Origin of the sequence: Micromonospora zhanjiangensis (genome assembly GCF_042650605.1) — a bacterium.
Classification (GTDB): Bacteria; Actinomycetota; Actinomycetes; order Mycobacteriales; family Micromonosporaceae; genus Micromonospora_J; species Micromonospora_J zhanjiangensis.
Map to the genome: position 1 here is coordinate 80358 of NZ_JBHSBN010000019.1, position 19308 is coordinate 99665.

17 protein-coding genes are annotated in these 19308 nt (G+C 70.9%); all 17 read left to right on the forward strand.

The genetic code is table 11. The features are described from left to right. Nucleotides 1–45 precede the first annotated feature (45 nt). The 17 genes from mqnC to nuoL all read left to right on the forward strand — a co-directional run bounded on the left by mqnC (nt 46) and on the right by nuoL (nt 19281). On the forward strand, nt 46–1251 hold the full coding sequence (gene mqnC / locus ACFOX0_RS23670) for a cyclic dehypoxanthinyl futalosine synthase (RefSeq protein WP_377549745.1): 1206 nt from the start codon (nt 46–48) through the stop codon (nt 1249–1251). Between the two features lie 375 nt (nt 1252–1626). After that, a complete protein-coding gene (locus tag ACFOX0_RS23675; RefSeq protein ID WP_377549747.1) occupies nt 1627–3210 on the forward strand; it encodes a hypothetical protein in 1584 nt (527 codons plus the stop codon). Between the two features lie 131 nt (nt 3211–3341). Continuing rightward, on the forward strand, nt 3342–4052 hold the full coding sequence (locus ACFOX0_RS23680; RefSeq protein ID WP_377549749.1) for a demethylmenaquinone methyltransferase: 711 nt from the start codon (nt 3342–3344) through the stop codon (nt 4050–4052). 83 nt (nt 4053–4135) lie between these two features. Beyond that, a complete protein-coding gene (locus ACFOX0_RS23685) occupies nt 4136–4438 on the forward strand; it encodes a hypothetical protein (protein WP_377549750.1) in 303 nt (100 codons plus the stop codon). Between the two features lie 125 nt (nt 4439–4563). Then, nucleotides 4564–5841: a geranylgeranyl reductase family protein gene (locus ACFOX0_RS23690; RefSeq protein ID WP_377549752.1), complete on the forward strand. Its 1278-nt coding sequence runs from the start codon at nt 4564–4566 to the stop codon at nt 5839–5841. A gap of 126 nt (nt 5842–5967) precedes the next feature. Continuing rightward, nucleotides 5968–6333 carry an NADH-quinone oxidoreductase subunit A gene (locus tag ACFOX0_RS23695; RefSeq protein ID WP_377549754.1) on the forward strand — a complete coding sequence of 122 codons (366 nt, stop codon included), beginning with the start codon at nt 5968–5970 and terminating at the stop codon, nt 6331–6333. 14 nt (nt 6334–6347) lie between these two features. After that, nucleotides 6348–7022 carry a NuoB/complex I 20 kDa subunit family protein gene (locus tag ACFOX0_RS23700; protein ID WP_377549756.1) on the forward strand — a complete coding sequence of 225 codons (675 nt, stop codon included), beginning with the start codon at nt 6348–6350 and terminating at the stop codon, nt 7020–7022. Beyond that, entirely contained in the window at nt 7019–7753 is a 735-nt protein-coding gene (locus ACFOX0_RS23705) for an NADH-quinone oxidoreductase subunit C (RefSeq protein ID WP_377549758.1), read from the forward strand. Before ACFOX0_RS23700 ends, ACFOX0_RS23705 begins: the two co-directional genes overlap by 4 nt. Continuing rightward, entirely contained in the window at nt 7750–9078 is a 1329-nt protein-coding gene (locus ACFOX0_RS23710; RefSeq protein ID WP_377549760.1) for an NADH-quinone oxidoreductase subunit D, read from the forward strand. Before ACFOX0_RS23705 ends, ACFOX0_RS23710 begins: the two co-directional genes overlap by 4 nt. Continuing rightward, nucleotides 9075–10316, forward strand: coding sequence for an NADH-quinone oxidoreductase subunit NuoE (gene nuoE, locus ACFOX0_RS23715; RefSeq protein ID WP_377549762.1), 1242 nt, complete (start codon nt 9075–9077; stop codon nt 10314–10316). Before ACFOX0_RS23710 ends, nuoE begins: the two co-directional genes overlap by 4 nt. Then, nucleotides 10313–11638 (forward strand): NADH-quinone oxidoreductase subunit NuoF, encoded by a 1326-nt coding sequence (gene nuoF / locus ACFOX0_RS23720; RefSeq protein WP_377549764.1) that lies wholly within the window; start codon nt 10313–10315, stop codon nt 11636–11638. Before nuoE ends, nuoF begins: the two co-directional genes overlap by 4 nt. Further along, a complete protein-coding gene (locus ACFOX0_RS23725) occupies nt 11638–14160 on the forward strand; it encodes an NADH-quinone oxidoreductase subunit G (protein WP_377549767.1) in 2523 nt (840 codons plus the stop codon). The genes nuoF and ACFOX0_RS23725 overlap by 1 nt, the downstream gene beginning before the upstream one ends. 55 nt (nt 14161–14215) lie before the next feature. Further along, nucleotides 14216–15577, forward strand: coding sequence for an NADH-quinone oxidoreductase subunit NuoH (nuoH, locus tag ACFOX0_RS23730; protein ID WP_377549769.1), 1362 nt, complete (start codon nt 14216–14218; stop codon nt 15575–15577). Nucleotide 15578: 1 nt separating this feature from the next. After that, complete coding sequence (gene nuoI, locus ACFOX0_RS23735) at nt 15579–16259, forward strand: NADH-quinone oxidoreductase subunit NuoI (protein WP_377549771.1); 681 nt, start codon at nt 15579–15581, stop codon at nt 16257–16259. Further along, the gene (locus ACFOX0_RS23740; protein ID WP_377549773.1) at nt 16256–17026 is read left to right on the forward strand and encodes an NADH-quinone oxidoreductase subunit J; all 771 of its coding nucleotides are present in this window, start codon (nt 16256–16258) and stop codon (nt 17024–17026) included. The genes nuoI and ACFOX0_RS23740 overlap by 4 nt, the downstream gene beginning before the upstream one ends. Continuing rightward, on the forward strand, nt 17026–17340 hold the full coding sequence (gene nuoK, locus ACFOX0_RS23745) for an NADH-quinone oxidoreductase subunit NuoK (RefSeq protein ID WP_377549775.1): 315 nt from the start codon (nt 17026–17028) through the stop codon (nt 17338–17340). Before ACFOX0_RS23740 ends, nuoK begins: the two co-directional genes overlap by 1 nt. A 12-nt stretch (nt 17341–17352) precedes the next feature. Beyond that, nucleotides 17353–19281 carry an NADH-quinone oxidoreductase subunit L gene (gene nuoL, locus ACFOX0_RS23750; protein WP_377549777.1) on the forward strand — a complete coding sequence of 643 codons (1929 nt, stop codon included), beginning with the start codon at nt 17353–17355 and terminating at the stop codon, nt 19279–19281. Nucleotides 19282–19308: the final 27 nt, after the last annotated feature.

A 19308-nucleotide genomic window follows, 5' to 3' on the forward strand; every position in this document is an offset into this window, starting at 1 on the left:
CGGCTGGACGGGACGGTGGTGGGCGGGCCGCGTACGCTCGAACGCGTGACTGTGAGCCGGGAGATCGACGACATCCTGCAGCGCGGCGCCGACGGCGGCCGGATCACGCCGGAGGAGGCGCTGCTGATCTACACGGAGGCGCCGTTCCACGCCCTCGGCGAGGCGGCGGACGCCGTGCGCCGGCGGCGGTACCCGGACGGGATCGTCACCTACATCATCGATCGCAACATCAACTACACCAACGTCTGCGTGACCGCGTGCAAGTTCTGCGCCTTCTACCGGGCGCCGAAGCACAAGGAGGGCTGGACCCACCCGACCGAGGAGATCCTGCGGCGCTGCGCCGAGGCGGTCGAGCTGGGCGCCACGCAGGTGATGTTGCAGGGTGGGCACCACCCGGACTACGGCGTGGAGTACTACGAAGAGCTGTTCTCCTCGGTCAAGCGGGCCTACCCCCAGCTGACGATCCACTCGATCGGGCCGAGCGAGGTCCTGCACATGGCCAAGGTCTCCGGCGTCTCGCTGGAGGAGGCCATCACCCGGATCAAGGCCGCCGGCCTGGACTCGATCGCCGGGGCCGGCGCCGAGATGCTGCCCGAGCGCCCCCGCAAGGCGATCGCGCCGCTCAAGGAGTCGGGCGAGCGGTGGTGCGACGTGATGGCGCTGGCCCACCGGCTCGGGGTGGAGTCCACCGCGACGATGATGATGGGCACCGGGGAGACGCACGCCGAGCGGATCGAGCACCTGCGGATGATCCGCGACGTGCAGGACCAGGCGGACGCCGGCGGCTACGGCGGGTTCCGGTCCTTCATCCCGTGGACGTACCAGCCGGAGAACAACCACCTCAAGGGCCGGACCCAGGCCACCAACGACGAGTACCTGCGGCTGATCGCCACCGCCCGGCTGTTCTTCGAGACCGTGCCGCACCTGCAGGCGTCGTGGCTGACCACCGGCAAGGAGGTCGGGCAGCTCGCCCTGCACATGGGGGTGGACGACCTCGGGTCGATCATGTTGGAGGAGAACGTGATCTCCTCGGCCGGCGCCCGGCACCGGTCCAACCTGCACGAGCTGATCTGGATGATCCGTTCGGCCGGCCGGATCCCGGCCCAGCGGGACACCCTCTACCGGCACCTGGCGGTGCACCGGACCCCGGCCGACGACCCGAGCGACGACCGGGTGGTCTCGCACTTCTCGTCGATCGCCCTGCCGGGCGGCGGGGCCGGCCGCTCGTTGCCCCTGGTCGACGTCCGGTAGCCGCGCGTTGACCTGGCGTTTCCGGCCCGGGACCGACGATCTGGTCGGTGGTTGCCCGCCGAGCCGGTGATCTCTGCCGGCCGAACGGCTGAGCCCGGCCGCGATCGGCCGCGGAAAGAGCCATCAATCCGGGCATTTCTTAAATGATCTTTAGCCGTGCAGGCCAGCGGGCTGATCGTGGGGCTGGCGGAGGAGCGCGTCGACCGATAACGTCCCAGCACCGACAGGTTGACGGTCGTACTCCACCGGCCCATGGGGCCGTTCACATAGAGCCGCTGGGCGGGACGGGTCACCGTCCCGCCCACGGTGTTCCGCCACCACGGCGGCCGGCGTCGTCAGCTGTCCACCCCGCACTTGCTCAGCTCCGGGAGTCGTATGAACGTCAAGCACCTGGGATCCGCCGTGCGCGGCGGGCTCGTCGCGCTGCTCGCGACCGCGACGGTCGCGGCCGTACCGGTCGCGGCGTCCGCCGAACCCACCCCCACCGCGGACCTCAACCTCTCCGTCTCCGGCGAGCGGGTGGTGAAGAACGCGGCGTACAAGCAGTTCCGGGTCCGGCTGTCGAACGAGGGCCCGAACAAGGCCGAGGCCGTCCGGATCACCGTCGACGCCAGCAACATCAAGGGTGACGTCCTCCAGTTCGGACTGCCGTCCGGCCCGGACTGCCGGACCGAGGGTGGCACCCCCAACCACCCGACCAAGTCGAGCTGCGTGATCGGCGACCTGGCCGACGGCGCCACCGACACCAGCTTCCCCGCGCTGATCGCCACGACCGCCAAGAAGAAGGGCGACGCCGGCTCGTTCACCGTCACCGTCTCCTCGGCCACCGCCGACCCGGACACCGGCAACAACACCACGACGGTCCACGTGCAGGCGGCGCCGGCCGGCTACGACCTGGCGGTCGTCGCCCGGGACGTGTACGCCAACTACGCGACCAACAAGCCGGTCGCCCCCGGTGGCACCGGCGAACTGCAGTGGGCGCTGTACAACGAGGGCAGCCGGGCCGCCAAGGGCCTGGTCTACGAGATCGGGCTGCCGTACTGGGTCACCTTCGCCGACAGGCTGCCCGGGTGCACGTACGACGAGGACAACACCGTGGCGCACTGCGTCCAGCCCAAGCAGGTGCTGCGTCCCGGTGACGTCTTCCAGTCGGAGGACCCGATCCGGGTGAAGGTCGCGAAGAACGCGCCGGGACCGATGGCGCTGACCGGTGGCGTGGTCGTCGGCTACGGCACGGCCGACATCGCGGCGGACGACCCGGCGGCGGACGCCCGGGTCGCGGCCGGCGGAGTCGTCCGGAAGGCCGACGCCGCGACCAGGAAGAAGGCCGAGGCCGACCCGACCGACAACTACGCCGGGTTCTCCGTGTTCGCCGCCGCCAACCCGGTCGACCTGGCGATCACCGCCAAGCCGGCCGCCGGCGCCGTCGGTGACGTGGTCACGGTCACCTTCACCGCCACCAACAACGGTCCGGCCAGCGGCGCGGCGGGCATCACCGTCAAGGCGCCGGCCGGCACCCGGGTGGTGAACCCCGGTCCGGACGGGTACCCGTACTGCCAGGACAAGGACGGCAACCCGAACGTCACCGAGGCCACCGAGCTGCGGTGCTCGTTCGAGAGCGAGTTCGAGCCCGGGGTGACGTTCGACTTCCCGCTGCGGTTCCGGGTGGTCTCGGCGCCGGTCACCGACGGGACGATCGAGATCTTCAACGGACTGAAGAACGCCGACTCGAACCCGGCCAACAACGTCGCGCCCATCGTCATCACCGTCAAGGACGGGGGAAGCGGTGACGGCGGCGGCGACGGATCCGGTGGCGGCCTGCCGGTGACCGGCGTGCAGGCCGGCCTGATCGGCGGCGTGGGCCTCGGTGTCCTGCTCGTCGGCGGGGTGCTGTTCCTGCTGGCCCGCCGTCGTCGGGTGGTCCTGGTGACCCCGGACGACGAGAAGCCGACCGCCTGACGGTCCAGGGCCGCACCGGCCCGTGCAACACATCACGCCGCTGGGCGGGACGGGTCGCCGTCCCGCCCAGCGGCGTATCGGGAGCCACCCGTGGCGTACGCCGTCCGGCCGGGCTGGCAGAGTAGGACGACGTGAGCCGCACACCGCACGGCCAGCGCGCCGGCCTGGACAAGCAGCCGCACGAGGTCGCCACCATGTTCGACGGGGTGGCCGAGCGGTACGACCTGACCAACACCGTCATCTCCTTCGGCCAGGACCGGGGTTGGCGCCGGGCCACCCGGACCGCGCTCGACCTGCGCCCCGGCGAGAAGGTGCTCGACGTCGGCGCCGGCACCGGGGTCTCCACCGCCGAGTTGGCCGTCTCCGGCGCGTACGCCGTGGGGTTGGACCTGTCGGTGGGGATGCTGATGGCCGGTCGGCGACGCCGGCCCGAGGTGCCGCTGTTGGCCGGCGACGCGCTCCGGCTGCCGTTCCCGGACGCCAGCTTCGATGCGGTGACCATCTCGCTGGCGCTGCGCAACGTGGTGGACACGGGCGCCGCGCTGCGCGAAATGGCCCGGGTCACCCGGCCCGGCGGCCGGTTGGTGGTCTGCGAGTTCAGCACCCCGGTCAACCCGCTGTTCCGGACCGTCTACCTGACGTACCTGATGGGGTCGTTGCCCTCGGTGGCCCGGACGGTGTCCAGCAACCCGGACGCCTACGTCTATCTGGCCGAGTCGATCCGGGCCTGGCCGGACCAGGCCGGCCTGGCCGCGAAGATCGCGGAGTCCGGCTGGGGCCGGGTGGCCTGGCGCAACCTGACCGGGGGCGTCGTCGCCCTGCACCGCGCCGTCCGGGAGTGAGCCCGCGCCGGTACCGCGTCGCCCCGGGGTGATTTTCCACCGTTCGCGGCTTGTGGCCGGCTTTGTCGGCATAGGCTCCGGCCATGGCGGGGGTGGTTCGGCCCGACGGTGACCGGCCGGCGGGCGACGACAGCGGGTCGGCACGGGCCGAAGCGGCGGATCTGGTCGCCCAGATCCGGGACCTCGCCGGATCCGACCCGGCCGGCGTTCAGCAGGTGGTGGCCGAGGTGCTGGCGGCCCTCGACCGGGCCAGCGGCGGTCGGTTGCGGGACCAACTGCCGCCCGGGACCCCGTTCGGCTCCGGATACACCCCGGCCCCGCCGCAGCGGGACGACGACACCGCCGCCGGGGCCCGGCAACGCCCGCCCGATCGGCCGGCGGAGTAGCCCCGGCCAGCTCACCTTGCCTGGTTAGGGTCGCCTAACCAGGTGGCACGGTAGACGCGGTCATAGACTCCACCCGAACGTGGCTTGTGAAGGAATTCACGAGCGAGTCCGGAGGGAGGCGCGGAGTGAGCACCGTCGAGAACGACGCCGACGTGATCGTGGTCGGCGCCGGCCCCGGTGGCTCCACCACCGCGTACCACCTGGCCCGGCACGGGCTGCGGGTGCTGCTGCTGGAGAAGACCGAGTTCCCGCGGGAGAAGGTCTGCGGCGACGGGCTCACCCCGCGGGCCGTCAAGCAGCTGATCAAGCTCGGCATCGACACCTCGCCCGAGGCCGGTTGGCTGCGCAACAAGGGCCTGCGGGTGATCGGCGGCGGGGTACGCCTCGAACTGGACTGGCCCGACCTGGCCAGCTTCCCCAACTACGGCCTGGTCCGGACCCGGCTCGACTTCGACGACATGCTCGCCAAGCAGGCGGTGACGGCCGGCGCGGTGCTGCGTACCGGGGTGAACGTCACCGGTCCGGTGCTGGACGACGCCGGCCGGTCGATCGGCGTACGGGCCCAGGTCGGTCCCGGCAAGGAGCCGGCGGCGTTCCACGCGCCGCTGGTGATCGCGGCCGACGGGGTGTCCGGCCGGTTCCCGCTCGCCATGGGGCTGACCAAGCGGGAGGACCGCCCGATCGGGGTCGCGGTCCGCCGCTACTACCACTCGCCGGCCAAGCACGACGACGACTACCTGGAGTCCTGGCTCGAACTGCGCAGCAAGGAGAGCGGCGACAACCTGCTGCCCGGCTACGGCTGGATCTTCGGCATGGGCGACGGCCGGGTCAACGTCGGCCTCGGCGTGCTCAACTCGTCGTCCGCGTTCGGCAAGACCAACTACCGGCGGCTGCTGACCGACTGGCTGGCCAACACCCCGCCGGAGTGGGGGATGACCGACGAGGCCAACGCCGACGGTCCGATCCTCGGCGCGGCGCTGCCGATGGGCTTCAACCGGGTCCCGCACTACACCAAGGGCGTCCTGCTGGTCGGCGACTCGGGCGGCATGGTCAACCCGTTCAACGGGGAGGGCATCGCCTACGCCATGGAGTCCGGCGAGCTGGCCGCCGAGGTCGCGGTGCAGGCGCTGGCCCGACCGGCCGGTGCCGACCGGGAGCGGGCGCTGGCCCACTACCCGACCGAGCTGAAGGCCCGCTACGGCGGCTACTACCGGCTCGGCGGGATCTTCGTGAAGCTGATCGGCCGGCCGGAGATCATGCGGATCGCGACCCGGCACGGCATGCCGCACCCGACGTTGATGCGATTCGTGCTCAAGCTGCTGGCCAACCTGACCGATCCGCGCGGCGGGGACGCGATGGACCGGGTGATCAACGCAATGACCAAGGTCGCGCCGGCCGTGTGACGGCGGCCACCCCAGCGGGCGGACGTCGAACGAGAACGGCACCCCGGGCGGAGCGGCCCGGAGAGCTGTTAATAGTGTGAATTTTTGTTGTCCGCCGAGGGCAGGGAAGGACGAGCAGGAGAAACCATGTCGCTCTCGCCTTACGTACCCATCATTGGGCTGTTCGCGATCGCCGCGGCCTTCGCCCTGTTCTCCGTCGCGTCCGCGCGCATCGCCGGACCACGGCGTTACAACAAGGCAAAGCTCGACGCGTACGAGTGTGGCATCGAGCCCAGCCCGGAACCGGTCGGTGGCGGCCGGATCCCGATCAAGTTCTACCTGACGGCGATGCTCTTCATCGTCTTCGACATCGAGATCATCTTCCTGTTCCCGTGGGCGGTCTCGTTCGACCTGCTGGGCGCCTTCGGCTTCGTCGAGATGGTGCTGTTCATCGCCGCGGTCTTCGTCGCGTACGCCTACGTGTGGCGGCGCGGCGGCCTGGACTGGGACTGAGGGAGGAGTCCGGAATGGGTATCGAGGAGAAACTTCCGGCCGGTGTCCTGCTCACCTCGGTCGAGAAGCTGGTCAACTGGTCGCGCAAGTCGTCGGTGTGGGGGGCCACCTTCGGACTGGCCTGCTGCGCCATCGAGATGATGGCCGCCGGTGGCCCGCACTACGACATGGGCCGGTGGGGCATGGAGGTCTTCCGGGCCTCGCCCCGGCAGGCCGACCTGATGATCGTCGCCGGCCGGGTCAGCCAGAAGATGGCCCCGGTGCTGCGCCAGATCTACGACCAGATGGCCGAGCCGCGCTGGGTGCTCTCGATGGGCGTCTGCGCCAGCAGCGGCGGCATGTTCAACAACTACGCGATCGTCCAGGGCGTGGACCACGTGGTGCCGGTCGACATGTACCTGCCCGGCTGCCCGCCCCGGCCGGAGATGCTGATCGACGCGATCCTGAAGCTGCGCGAGAAGATCATGCACGAGCCGCTGGGCGCCAACGGCCGCAAGATGCTGGCCGCCCGGGTCGAGCGCGGCGACGTCCCGGTCGTCCCGTACGGTTCGATGCCCTCGTCGTACCGGTCGGACAAGGCCCGCCGGGCCGAGTGGACCCGGGCGGTGGCCGAGGGCCGCGAGGAACAGTTGCGGATCGAGAACTGGATGAAGGCCCAGAACCACGTGGGTGGGGGTGTTTCCTCATGACGGCGCCGAGTGAGAAGCCCGGTGGCGGCGTGCCGGCGGTGGCCCCGCCGGTCGGTGCGAACACCGGTGCGCCGGCCGAGTTCCCGCCGGCCAGCAAGGCCGGCCGGGGCATGTTCGGCGTGCACGGCTCCGGCGACACCTCCGGCTTCGGCGGGCTGGCCCGGCACCGGGTCGGCGTGGAGGACACCCCCCGGCCGTACGGCGGGTACTTCGACGAGGTCCGCGACGCGCTGGAGGAGGCGTACCCGGCCTTCGCCGACGCCATCGAGAAGGTGGTCGTCGACCGGGACGAACTGACCCTGCACGTGCAGCCGGAGCGGATCGCCGAGGTCTGCCAGGTGATGCGGGACGACCAGTCGCTCCGCTTCGAGCTGTGCAGCTCGGTGTCCGGGGTGGACTACCTGGGCGCCGACGAGCGGCGGCTGCACGTCACCTACCACCTGACCTCGATGACCTACCGCCGGCGAGTCCGGCTGGAGGTCGCCGTACCGGCCGAGGACCCGCGGGTGCCGAGCGTGACGGCGGTCTACCCGACCGCCGACTGGCAGGAGCGGGAGACCTACGACATGTTCGGGGTCGTCTTCGAGGGCCACCCCAACCTGACCCGGATCCTGATGCCGGACGACTGGGAGGGCCACCCGCAGCGCAAGGACTACCCGCTGGGTGGCGTGCCGGTGGAGTACAAGGGCGCCACCATCCCGCCACCCGACGAGCGGAGGAGCTACCAATGACCACCACTCCCGGCTACGCGACCGAGCGCGAGACCGAGGAAGGCCGCGTCTTCACGGTCACCGGCGGCGACTGGGACACCGTCGTCGGCGCCACCGACCCGATCAACGACGAGCGGATCATCGTCAACATGGGTCCGCAGCACCCGTCCACGCACGGCGTGCTGCGGCTGGTCCTGGAGCTCGAGGGCGAGACGGTCCGCGAGGTCCGGTCGGTGATCGGTTACCTGCACACCGGCATCGAGAAGAACCTCGAATACCGCAACTGGGTGCAGGGCTCCACCTTCGTGACCCGGATGGACTACCTCGCCCCGATCTTCAACGAGACGGCGTACTCCCTCGCGGTGGAGAAGCTGCTCGGCATCACCGACGAGATCACCGAGCGGGCCAACACCATCCGGGTGCTGATGATGGAGCTCAACCGGATTGCCTCGCACCTGGTCTGGCTGGCCACCACCGGCATGGAACTCGGCGCCATCTCGATCATGCTGTACGGCTTCCGCGAGCGCGAGTACATCCTGGACATCTTCGAGATGATCACCGGGCTGCGGATGAACATGGCGTACGTCCGGCCGGGCGGCGTCGCGCAGGACGTACCGGACGAGGCGATCGTCAAGATCCGCGAGTTCCTGAAGATGATGCCGAAGAAGCTCAAGGAGTACGAGGACCTGCTCTCCGGCCAGCCCATCTGGGTCGAGCGGACCAAGAACGTCGCGGTGCTGGACGTCACCGGCTGCGTGGCGCTGGGCGTGACCGGCCCGGTGCTGCGCTCCGCCGGCCTCGCCTGGGACCTGCGCAAGACCATGCCGTACTGCGGCTACGAGACGTACGAGTTCGACGTGCCGACCTCGAACGACGGTGACGTCTGGGGCCGGTACCAGGTCCGGCTGGCCGAGATGCGCGAGTCGCTGAAGCTCGTCGAGCAGGCGGTGGACCGGCTCCGGCCGGGTCCGGTCATGGTCGCCAACAAGAAGATCGCCTGGCCCGCGCAGCTCGCCATCGGGGTGGACGGCATGGGCAACTCGCTGGAACACGTCGCCAAGATCATGGGTCAGTCGATGGAGTCGCTGATCCACCACTTCAAGCTGGTCACCGAGGGCTTCCGGGTCCCGCCGGGCCAGGTCTACGTGGCGATCGAGGGCCCCCGGGGCGAGCTGGGCGCGCACGCCGTCTCGGACGGTGGCACCCGGCCCTACCGGGTGCACTACCGGGAACCCAGCTTCGTCAACCTCCAGGCCCTGCCCGCGATTTCCGAGGGCGGCCTGATCGCCGACGTGATCGCCGGTGGCGCCTCGCTGGACCCGGTGATGGGTGGGTGCGACCGATGACCACGCAGTCCCCAGCGGCCCCGGCGCCGCGCGCAGGCGCCGTCGCGAACGAAGGATCCGCCGTGCCGTTCACCGCAGAGACCTACGACCGGGCCCGGGAGATCATTGCCCGCTACCCGGCCGACCGGTCCCGCTCGGCCCTGCTGCCGCTGCTGCACCTGGTGCAGTCGGTCCAGGGCTACGTCTCGCCGGCCGGCGTGGAGTTCTGCGCCGAGGTGCTGGGCATCAACAAGGCCCAGGTGGGCGCGGTCGCCACCTTCTACACCATGTACAAGCGTCGGCCCACCGGCGACTGGCTGGTCAGCGTCTGCACCAACACGATGTGCAACGTCCTCGGCGGGCAGCAGGTCTACGACACGCTGGCCGAGCACCTGGGCGTCGGGCACGACGAGACCACCGCCGACGGCAGCATCACCCTGGAGCACGCCGAGTGCCTGGCGGCCTGCGACTACGGCCCGGTGATGACGGTCAACTACGACTTCTTCGACGGCGTCGACCCGGACACCGCCGTACACGTGGTGGACGAGCTGCGCGCCGGCGGCCGGCCGATGCCCACCCGGGGCGCCCGGCTGTGCACGCTGAAGGAGATGTCGGTGCAGCTCGCCGGCTTCGCCGACCCGCGGCCCGAGGCGGTGGCCGACGGCCCGGCCGGCGCGCCGACGCTGCGCGGCCTGCGGCTGGCGCAGGAGCACGGCATCGCGGTGGCCGGCTTCGACCCGAACACGCCGATCCGCAGCAAGGAGGCCGCCGACAAGCAGGCGGTCGCGGCCAAGCGTGCGGACGGGGCGAAACCGGCCGACAAGCCCGCCACCGCCAAGCCGGCCGACCGGCCCACCGCCGGGCAGCCGGGGTCGGCCACCCCGGCGCAGCCGGAGAAGACCGGCAGCACCGCTCCGGACGTGAAGGCGCCGGACGTCAAGTCGCCCCAGATCCGTACGGCCGAGACCCGCTCGCCGGACGCGAAGACCGCGGTGCCGGACGCGCCCGGTCTGGGTGGCCCGGTCGACGGTGCCCCGCCGGTGCCGGCCGACGCCCGCGCCGCCGAGGCGGCCGGGTCGGCGCAGAACCGGCCGGCCGCCGACGCGAAGCCGGCCGGCGAGGGAACCACCGCCCAGCAGCGCAACCTCGACGACGCGGCGGCCGGCACGGCCGGTGAGCGCGAGTCGGCCCGCGACGCCGCGACCTCGACCGACGGCCGCGAGGCCACCGGCGAGGGCGAGAAGGAGGCAGGGAAGTGACCGAGCACAGCGCCCCACGTCGGGAGACGCTGGAGAAGCTCACGCCGGTGCTGACCAAGCGCTGGCTGTCGCCCGAGGCGTGGCGGCTGGACGTCTACCAGCAGCTCGACGGGTACGCCGCGCTGCGCAAGGCGATCGGCTCCCACCCGGACGACCTGATCCAGCTCATCAAGGACTCCGGCCTGCGCGGCCGGGGCGGCGCGGGCTTCCCGACCGGGCTCAAGTGGGGCTTCATCCCGCAGGGCGACGGCAAGCCGCACTACCTCGTGGTCAACGCCGACGAGGGCGAGCCGGGCACCTGCAAGGACCTGCCGCTGATGACGCACGACCCGCACTCGCTGATCGAGGGCGTGATCATCGCGTCGTACGCGATCCGGGCCAACCGCGCCTACATCTACATCCGGGGCGAGGCGGTGCACGCGGCCCGGCGACTGCGCAACGCGGTCGCCGAGGCGTACGCGGCCGGCTACCTCGGCACCGACATCCTCGGTTCGGGCTTCGACCTGGACGTGGTGGTGCACAGCGGGGCCGGCGCGTACATCTGCGGCGAGGAGACGGCGCTGCTGGACTCGCTGGAGGGCTTCCGCGGTCAGCCCCGGCTGCGCCCGCCGTTCCCGGCCACCCATGGCCTGTACGCCTGCCCGACGGTGGTCAACAACGTCGGCACCATCGCCAGCGTGCCGTACATCGTGCTGGGCGGGGCCGACTGGTGGAAGACCATGGGCACCGAGAAGTCGTCCGGTCCGATGATCTACTCGCTCTCCGGCCGGATCGCCAACCCCGGCCAGTACGAGTGCTCGATGGGTATCACGCTGCGCGAGCTGATCGAGCTGGCCGGCGGGATGCTGCCCGGGCACAACCTGAAGTTCTGGACGCCGGGCGGCTCGTCCACCCCGCTGCTGGCCGCCGAGCACCTGGACGTGCCGCTGGACTTCGAGGGGGTGGCGGCGGCCGGGTCGATCCTCGGCACCACGGCCACCCAGATCTTCTCCGACCAGGACTGCCCGGTCTACGCGACCTACCGGTGGCTGGAGTTCTACCACCACGAGTCGTGCGGCAAGTGCACTCCCTGCCGGGAGGGCAACTACTGGATGGTCCGGGTCTACCGGCGGATCCTGTCCGGTCAGGGCACCCAGGAGGACCTGGACACCCTGCTGGACACCTGTGACAACATTCTCGGCCGGTCGTTCTGCGGTCTCGGCGACGGCGCGACCAGCCCGGTGACGTCCTCGCTGAAGTACTTCAAGCAGGACTATCTCGACTACATCGAGGGCCGCACAGCTCCCAGGCTGTCGGAGAAGACCCTGGTGGGGGCGCACTGATGACCGACGTTGCCAAGCAGACCGACACCGTCACGCTGACCATCGACGGGATCGAGGTCACCGCGCCCAAGGGGGCGCTGCTGATCCGGGTCGCCGAGCAGATGGGCATCGCGATCCCCCGGTTCTGCGACCACCCGCTGCTCGCGCCGGCCGGTGCCTGCCGGCAGTGCCTGGTCGAGGTGGAGGGCCAGCGCAAGCCGGTGGCCTCCTGCACCCAGACCATCGCCGACGGGATGGTGGTCAAGACCCAGCTCAGCTCCCCGGTCGCCAAGAAGGCGCAGGAGGGCATCATGGAGCTGCTCCTGGTCAACCACCCGCTCGACTGCCCGATGTGTGACAAGGGTGGCGAGTGCCCGCTGCAGAACCAGGCGATGTCCACCGGCCGGACCGACTCCCGGTTCCACGAGCACAAGCGGGAGTACGCCAAGCCGCTCAACATCTCCAGCCAGGTGCTGCTCGACCGGGAACGCTGCGTGCTGTGCCAGCGCTGCACCCGGTTCTCCGAGGAGATCGCCGGCGACAAGTTCATCGACCTGATGGGCCGGTCGTCCGCCGAGGAGATCAACATCTACCGGGACGAGACGTACGGTGGCCAGCCCGGCGACGGCCGGTCCGGCGGGGAGCCGGACGCGGACACCGGCGACGTGCCGTTCAACTCGTACTTCTCCGGCAACACCGTGCAGATCTGCCCGGTCGGCGCGTTGACCGGTGCCCAGTACCGGTTCCGGGCCCGGCCGTTCGACCTGGTCTCCACCCCGAGCGTCTGCGAGCACTGCTCGGCCGGCTGCGCCCAGCGCACCGACCACCGGCGGGGCAAGGTGACGCGGCGGCTGGCCGGCGACGACCCGGCGGTCAACGAGGAGTGGAACTGCGACAAGGGCCGGTGGGGCTTCCGCTACGCCACCGCCACCGACCGGCTGGTCAATCCGCTGGTCCGGGACGCGAAGACCGGTGAGCTGCGGGAGGCGTCCTGGAGCGAGGCGCTCGCCGTCGCCGCCGACGGGCTGCGGGCCGCGCGGGACGGCGCGCACGGCGTGGGCGTCCTGACCGGCGGCCGGCTGACCGTCGAGGACGCCTACGCGTACGCCAAGTTCGCCCGGATCGCCCTGCACACCAACGACATCGACTTCCGGGCCCGGCCGGTCTCCGCCGAGGAGGCCGAGTTCCTGGCCGCCGAGGTGGCCGGACGGACCGGGGTGACCTACGCCGACATCGAGTCCGCGCCGGCCGTGGTGATCGCCGGGCTGGAGCCGGAGGAGGAGTGCCCGATCCTCTTCCTGCGGCTGCGCAAGGCGTACCAGAAGAAGGGCCTGCGGGTCCTGACGCTGGCGCCGTTCGCCAGCCGGGGGATCACCAAGCTCGGCGGGAAGATCGCCCGGGTGACGCCGGGCCAGGAGGCGGAGGTGCTCGCCGAGCACCCCACCGTCGCCGAGGCGCTGGCCGAGCCGGGCGCGATCCTGCTGGTCGGCGAGCGGCTGGCCACCGTACCGGGTGGACTGTCGGCGGCGGCGGCGCTGGCCGGGCGTACCGGGGCGAAGCTGGCCTGGGTGCCGCGGCGCGCCGGTGACCGCGGCGCGGTCGACGCGGGTTGCCTGCCGAACCTGCTGCCCGGCGGCCGGGCCGTGGTCGACCCGGCGGCGCGCGCCGAGCTCGGCGGCGCCTGGGACGTGCCCGCCGGGGTCATCCCCAGCGCGGCCGGTCGGGACACCGACGGGATCATCGCCGCGGCCGCGGCCGGGCGGATCGGCGCGCTGGTCGTCGCCGGGGTGGACCCGGCCGACCTGACCGACCCGCGACTGGCCGAGGAGGCCCTGGACCGGGTGCCCTTCCTGGTCAGCCTGGAGCTGCGGGGCAGCTCGGTCACCCGGCGGGCCGACGTGGTCCTGCCGGCCGCCCCGGTGGCCGAGAAGGCCGGCAGCTTCCTGGACTGGGAGGGCCGGCTGCGCACCTTCGAGGCGGTGCTCAACACCCCGGCGATGAACGACGGCCGGGTGCTGGACGCGATCGCCGCGCAGCTCGACGTGGAGCTGGGCACCGGCGACGTCAACACCGTCCGCCGCGAGCTGGGCGGCCTGCCGGCCAGCCGGGCCGACCGGCCGTCCGCGCCCGCGGTCGACCCGGTCGAACCGGCCCGGCCCGGTCCGGGCGAGGCGGTGCTGGTCACCTGGCACCAGCTGATCGACCTGGGCACCCTGACCGAGGGCGACGAGTACCTCGGCGGCACGGCCCGACCGCCGGTGGTCCGGCTGGCGCCGGCCACCGCGGACGCGCTCGGCGTGGCCGACGGCGACCCGGTCACGGTCGGCACCGACCGGGGTGCGATCACCCTGCCGGCCCTGCGGACCGAGATGCCCGAGGATCTGGTCTGGCTGCCGACCAACTCGCCCGGCGCGACCGTACGGCGCACGCTGGGCGTCACCTCCGGCGCGGTGGTCCGGATCTCCGCCGGAAAGACCACGCCGGTCGACGCCGAGACCGCGGACCGACCCGGCCCGCTGCTCAACGCTGGGGGGGCCCGGTGAGCGCGAGGAGTGCAGCGGAGCGGAGCCCCGCAGTCGCGAACGAAAGGCCAGCTCAGTGAACGTCATCTATCTGGCGCAGGATCCGACGCTGGCGGACTTCGGTCGGGACCCGTGGTGGCTGGTCCTGATCAAGGTCGTCGTGGCGTTCGTGTTCGCGGTGCTGGCGACGCTGCTCGGCGTCTGGTTCGAGCGCCGCGTGGTGGGCTTCATGCAGGTCCGCCCCGGCCCGAACCAGGTCGGCCCGTTCGGCCTGCTGCAGACCCTCGCCGACGGCCTGAAGATGGCCTTCAAGGAGGACATCCTGCCGAAGGCCGCCGACAAGGTGGTCTACTTCTTCGCGCCGACCATCTCGGTGATCTGCGCGGTGACCGCGCTGTCGGTGGTGCCGTTCGGCCCGATGGTCAGCATCTTCGGGCACTGGACGCCGCTGCAGGTCACCGACGTGTCGGTGGCCGTGCTGGTGCTGCTGGCCTGCTCCTCGATGGGCATCTACGGCATCGTGCTCGGCGGTTGGGCGTCCGGGTCGACCTACCCGCTGCTGGGTGGTCTCCGGTCCACCGCGCAGATGATCTCGTACGAGGTGGCGATGGGCCTGTCCATCGTCGCCGTCTTCATGACCGCCGGCACGATGTCCACCAGCGGCATCGTCGCCGCGCAGGGGCACGGCACCCGGCTGACCGTCTTCGGCACCGAACTCCCGGCCCCCGGCTGGTACGCGATCCTGCTGCTGCCCAGCTTCATCATCTTCTTCATCGCCACCGTCGGCGAGACCAACCGGGCCCCGTTCGACCTGCCCGAGGCCGAGTCGGAGCTGGTCGCCGGCTTCATGACCGAGTACAGCTCGCTGAAGTTCGCGCTGTTCATGCTCTCCGAGTACGTCTCGATGGTGACCATGTCCGCGGTCACCACCACGCTGTTCCTCGGTGGTTGGCGGGCACCCTGGCCGATCACCCTGTGGTCGGGAGCCAACTCGGGCTGGTGGCCGATGCTGTGGTTCTTCGGCAAGGTGCTGATCCTGGTCTTCGTCTTCGTCTGGCTGCGGGGCACGCTGCCCCGGCTGCGCTACGACCAGTTCATGCGGTTCGGCTGGAAGGTGCTGCTGCCGATCAACCTGGTCTGGATCCTGGCGCTGTCCGGCATCAGGGTGACCAGCGGCTGGGAGCGCACCGACCGGCTGATCGCGATCGGCGTGCCGGTCGCCGTGCTGCTGCTGTTCGTGCTCTTCTGGCCCAGCCGCAAGCCGGAGCAGGTGCGCACGTTGCAGGAACGGGTCGACGAACGGCCGGCGGGCAGCTTCCCGCTGCCGCCGATGGACCTGCAGGTACCACCGAGCCCACGGACCCGGCGCGTGGTCGCCGAGCGGGAGCCCGCCAACGTCGGCGTCGGTTCCGACGGTTCCGACGAGAAGGAGGTGTGACATGGGCGCGATCACGGGCACCTTCAAGGGCTTCGGGGTCACCTTCTCGCACATGTTCAGGAAGGTCGTCACCACCGACTACCCGTTCAAGCCGCCGGTGTCGGCCCCCCGTTACCACGGGCGGCACATCCTCAACCGGCATCCGGACGGGCTGGAGAAGTGCATCGGCTGCGAGCTGTGCGCCTGGGCCTGCCCGGCGGACGCCATCTACGTCGAGGGCGGCGACAACACCGAGCGGGAGCGCTTCTCGCCGGGCGAGCGGTACGCCAGCACCTATCAGATCAACTACGCGCGGTGCATCTTCTGCGGACTGTGCATCGAGGCCTGCCCGACCCGCTCGCTGACCATGAGCAACGAGTACGAGCTGGCCCGCGACAACCGGCAGGACCTGATCTTCACCAAGGAGCAGCTGCTCGCGCCGCTGCTGCCGGGCATGGAGCAGCCGCCGCACCCGATGCGGCTGGGGGACAGCGAGAAGGACTACTACGTCGGCGCGCTGGACAACCCGGGCACCTCCGCCGGGGCGGAACACTCCCCGATGGGTCCCGGTCGGTACTCGCTCGACGAGCACCCCGGAGTGAAGTTCCCCGGCGCCGAGCAGGCGGCCGGCCGGTCCACCGGTGCGTCCCAGGAGGCCGGCGCGCCCGGCGGATCGGGCAGTGGCAAGGGAGAGCCGGCATGACCCACCAGACAGTGCTCGCCGCGGCCGGTGGCGTCTCCACGGGGGAGCAGGTCACCTTCTGGATCCTCGCCCCGCTGGCGCTGATCGGCGCGCTCGGGATGGTCTGGGCCCGCAACGCGGTGCACTCCGCGTTGTGGCTGGTGCTCACCATGCTCTGCCTCGGCGTGTTCTACGTGCTGCAGTCCGGGCCGTTCATCGGCATGGTGCAGATCATCGTCTACACCGGCGCGATCATGATGCTGTTCCTGTTCGTGCTGATGCTGGTGGGCCGGGACGCGTCCGACTCGCTGATCGAGACGCTGCGCGGCCAGCGGGTGTGGGCCGTGGTGCTCGGCCTCGGCTTCGCCGCGCTGGTCGGCACCGGACTGTGGCGGGCTCTCGGCCAGGCGCACGCGGCCGGGCTGGAGCGGGCCAACGCCAACGGCAACGTGCAGGGCATCGCCAGCCTGCTGTTCACCAAGTACGTCCTCGCGTTCGAGATCACCTCGGCGCTGCTGATCACCGCGGCGGTCGGCGCGATGGTGCTGGCGCACCTGGAACGGCGTAAGCAGGACCGGATGGACCAGCCCGCCACCATGCGCGCCCGGTTCGCGCCCGGCAACTACCCGGGTCCGAAGCCCGGCCCCGGCGTGTTCGCCAACTCGTCCTCGGTCGCCACCCCGGCCCGGCTGCCGGACGGGAAGCTCACCGAGCGCAGCGTCCCGGAGATCATGCCGATCCGGGAGCTGACCGCCTCGGAAACCACGCTCAAGGGGACGGAGAAGTAATGACCTTCTTCTCGGTGTCGCCCACCCACTACCTGATCCTGTCGGCGGTGCTGTTCACCATCGGCGCGGTCGGCGTACTGGTCCGGCGCAACGCCATCGTGCTGTTCATGTGCGTCGAGCTGATGCTCAACGCGGCCAACCTGGCGCTGGTCACGTTCAGCCGGATCAACGGCAACCTGGACGGCCAGATCATGGCGTTCTTCGTGATGGTGGTCGCGGCGGCCGAGGTCGTGGTCGGGTTGGCGATCATCATGTCGATCTTCCGTAGCCGACGCTCGGCGAGCGTCGACGACGCGAACCTGCTCAAGTACTAGAGGGGCCCAGGAGTGGAACGGACTTTCGAGTACGCCCCGGCGACCGGGCTGCTGGGCAGTGTCTGGCTGCTGGTGGCCATCCCACTGGTCAGCGCGGCGATCCTGCTGCTGCTCGGCCGGCGGGCCGACAAGTGGGGGCACTGGCTGGGGGTGGCCAGCGTCGGTGCCGCCTTCGTGCTCGGGCTGAGCTACTTCTTCCAGCTGCGGGGCCTGGAGAACCGGTCGGTGCAGCTCAGCCTCTGGGACTTCATCGCGGTCGGCAGCTTCAAGGTCGACTTCGGCCTGCTGTACGACCCGCTGGCCGCGGTCTTCGTGCTGCTGATCACCGGGGTGGGCTTCCTGATCCACCTGTACGCGACCGGCTACATGTCGCACGACACGGGTAGGCGCCGGTTCTTCGGCTACTTCAACCTGTTCGTCGCGGCGATGCTGCTGCTGGTGCTGGGCAACAACTACGTGATGCTCTACGTCGGCTGGGAGGGCGTGGGTCTCGCGTCGTACCTGCTGATCTCGTTCTGGTACGACCGGCCGAGCGCCGCCACGGCGGGCAAGAAGGCGTTCGTGATGAACCGGGTCGGCGACGCCGCCCTGGCCATCGCGATCTTCATCATGTTCGCCACCCTCGGCACGGTGCAGTACGACGGGGTGTTCAACGGCGTCGGCCAGCTCACCTCCGGCACGGTCCTGGTGATGGGTCTGCTGCTGCTGCTCGGCGCGACCGGCAAGTCCGGCCAGTTCCCGCTGCAGGCCTGGTTGCCGGACGCGATGGAGGGCCCGACCCCGGTGTCGGCGCTGATCCACGCCGCCACGATGGTCACCGCCGGCGTCTACCTGATCGCCCGGTCCAACCCGATCTTCTCGGCCAACAGCACGCTGCAGACCGTGGTGGTCAGCGTCGGCGCGCTGACCCTGCTGATCGGCTGCATCATCGGCTGCGCCAAGGACGACATCAAGCGGGTGCTGGCCTGGTCCACGGTCAGCCAGATCGGCTACATGTTCCTCGGCGTCGGCCTGGGCGGCGGCGCGTACGCGTTGGCCATCATCCACCTGCTGGCGCACGGCTTCTTCAAGGCCAACATGTTCCTCGGCGCCGGCTCGGTGATGCATGGGATGAAGGACCAGGTGGACATCCGCCGGTTCGGCGCCCTGGCGAAATACATGAAGATCACCTGGATCACCTTCGCCACCGGGTGGCTGGCCATCATCGGCATCCCGCCGCTGTCCGGCTACTTCACCAAGGAACCGATCATCGCCGCCGCGTTCGAGCGCGGCGACTGGACCTCCTGGCTGTACGGCGGCGCCGCGCTGCTCGGTGCCGGGCTGACCGCGTTCTACATGACCCGGCTGTTCGTGCTGACCTTCCACGGTCCGAAGCGGTGGACCGAGGACATCGACCACCCGCACGAGTCGCCGCTGGTGATGACCGTGCCGCTGATCCTGCTCGCGGTCGGTTCGGTCGCCAGCGGTGTGCTGCTGGCCACCAGCGTCCCGGACTGGCTGACGCCGGTGCTGCCCGGCGGTGAGGGCGGGACGGCGGCCCACGAGGCGGTCATCCCGCACGTCGCGATCACCGTGCTGTCGATCGTGCTGACGCTGCTCGGCGCCGGCCTGGCCTGGATGCTGTTCCGCAACGGCACGGCCACCCAGGAGCAGCCGGCCGGCCCGCTGGTCCGCGCCGCCCGGCGCAACCTCTACACCGACGCGTTCAACGAGGCGGTCTTCGAGAAGCCGGGCATCTTCCTCACCCGGGCGCTGGTCTACCTCGACAACCGGGGCATCGACGGGGTGGTCAACGGGTTGGCCGCCGGGGTCGGCGGCGGTTCGGGTCGACTGCGCCGGCTGCAGACCGGCTTCGTCCGCTCGTACGCCACCTCGATGCTGGCCGGCGCGGTGCTGGTGGTGGGGGCGTTCCTGGCCGTACAGGCGGGGTGGTTGGGATGACCGGCCGCCGCGTGCTGACCCCCCGGC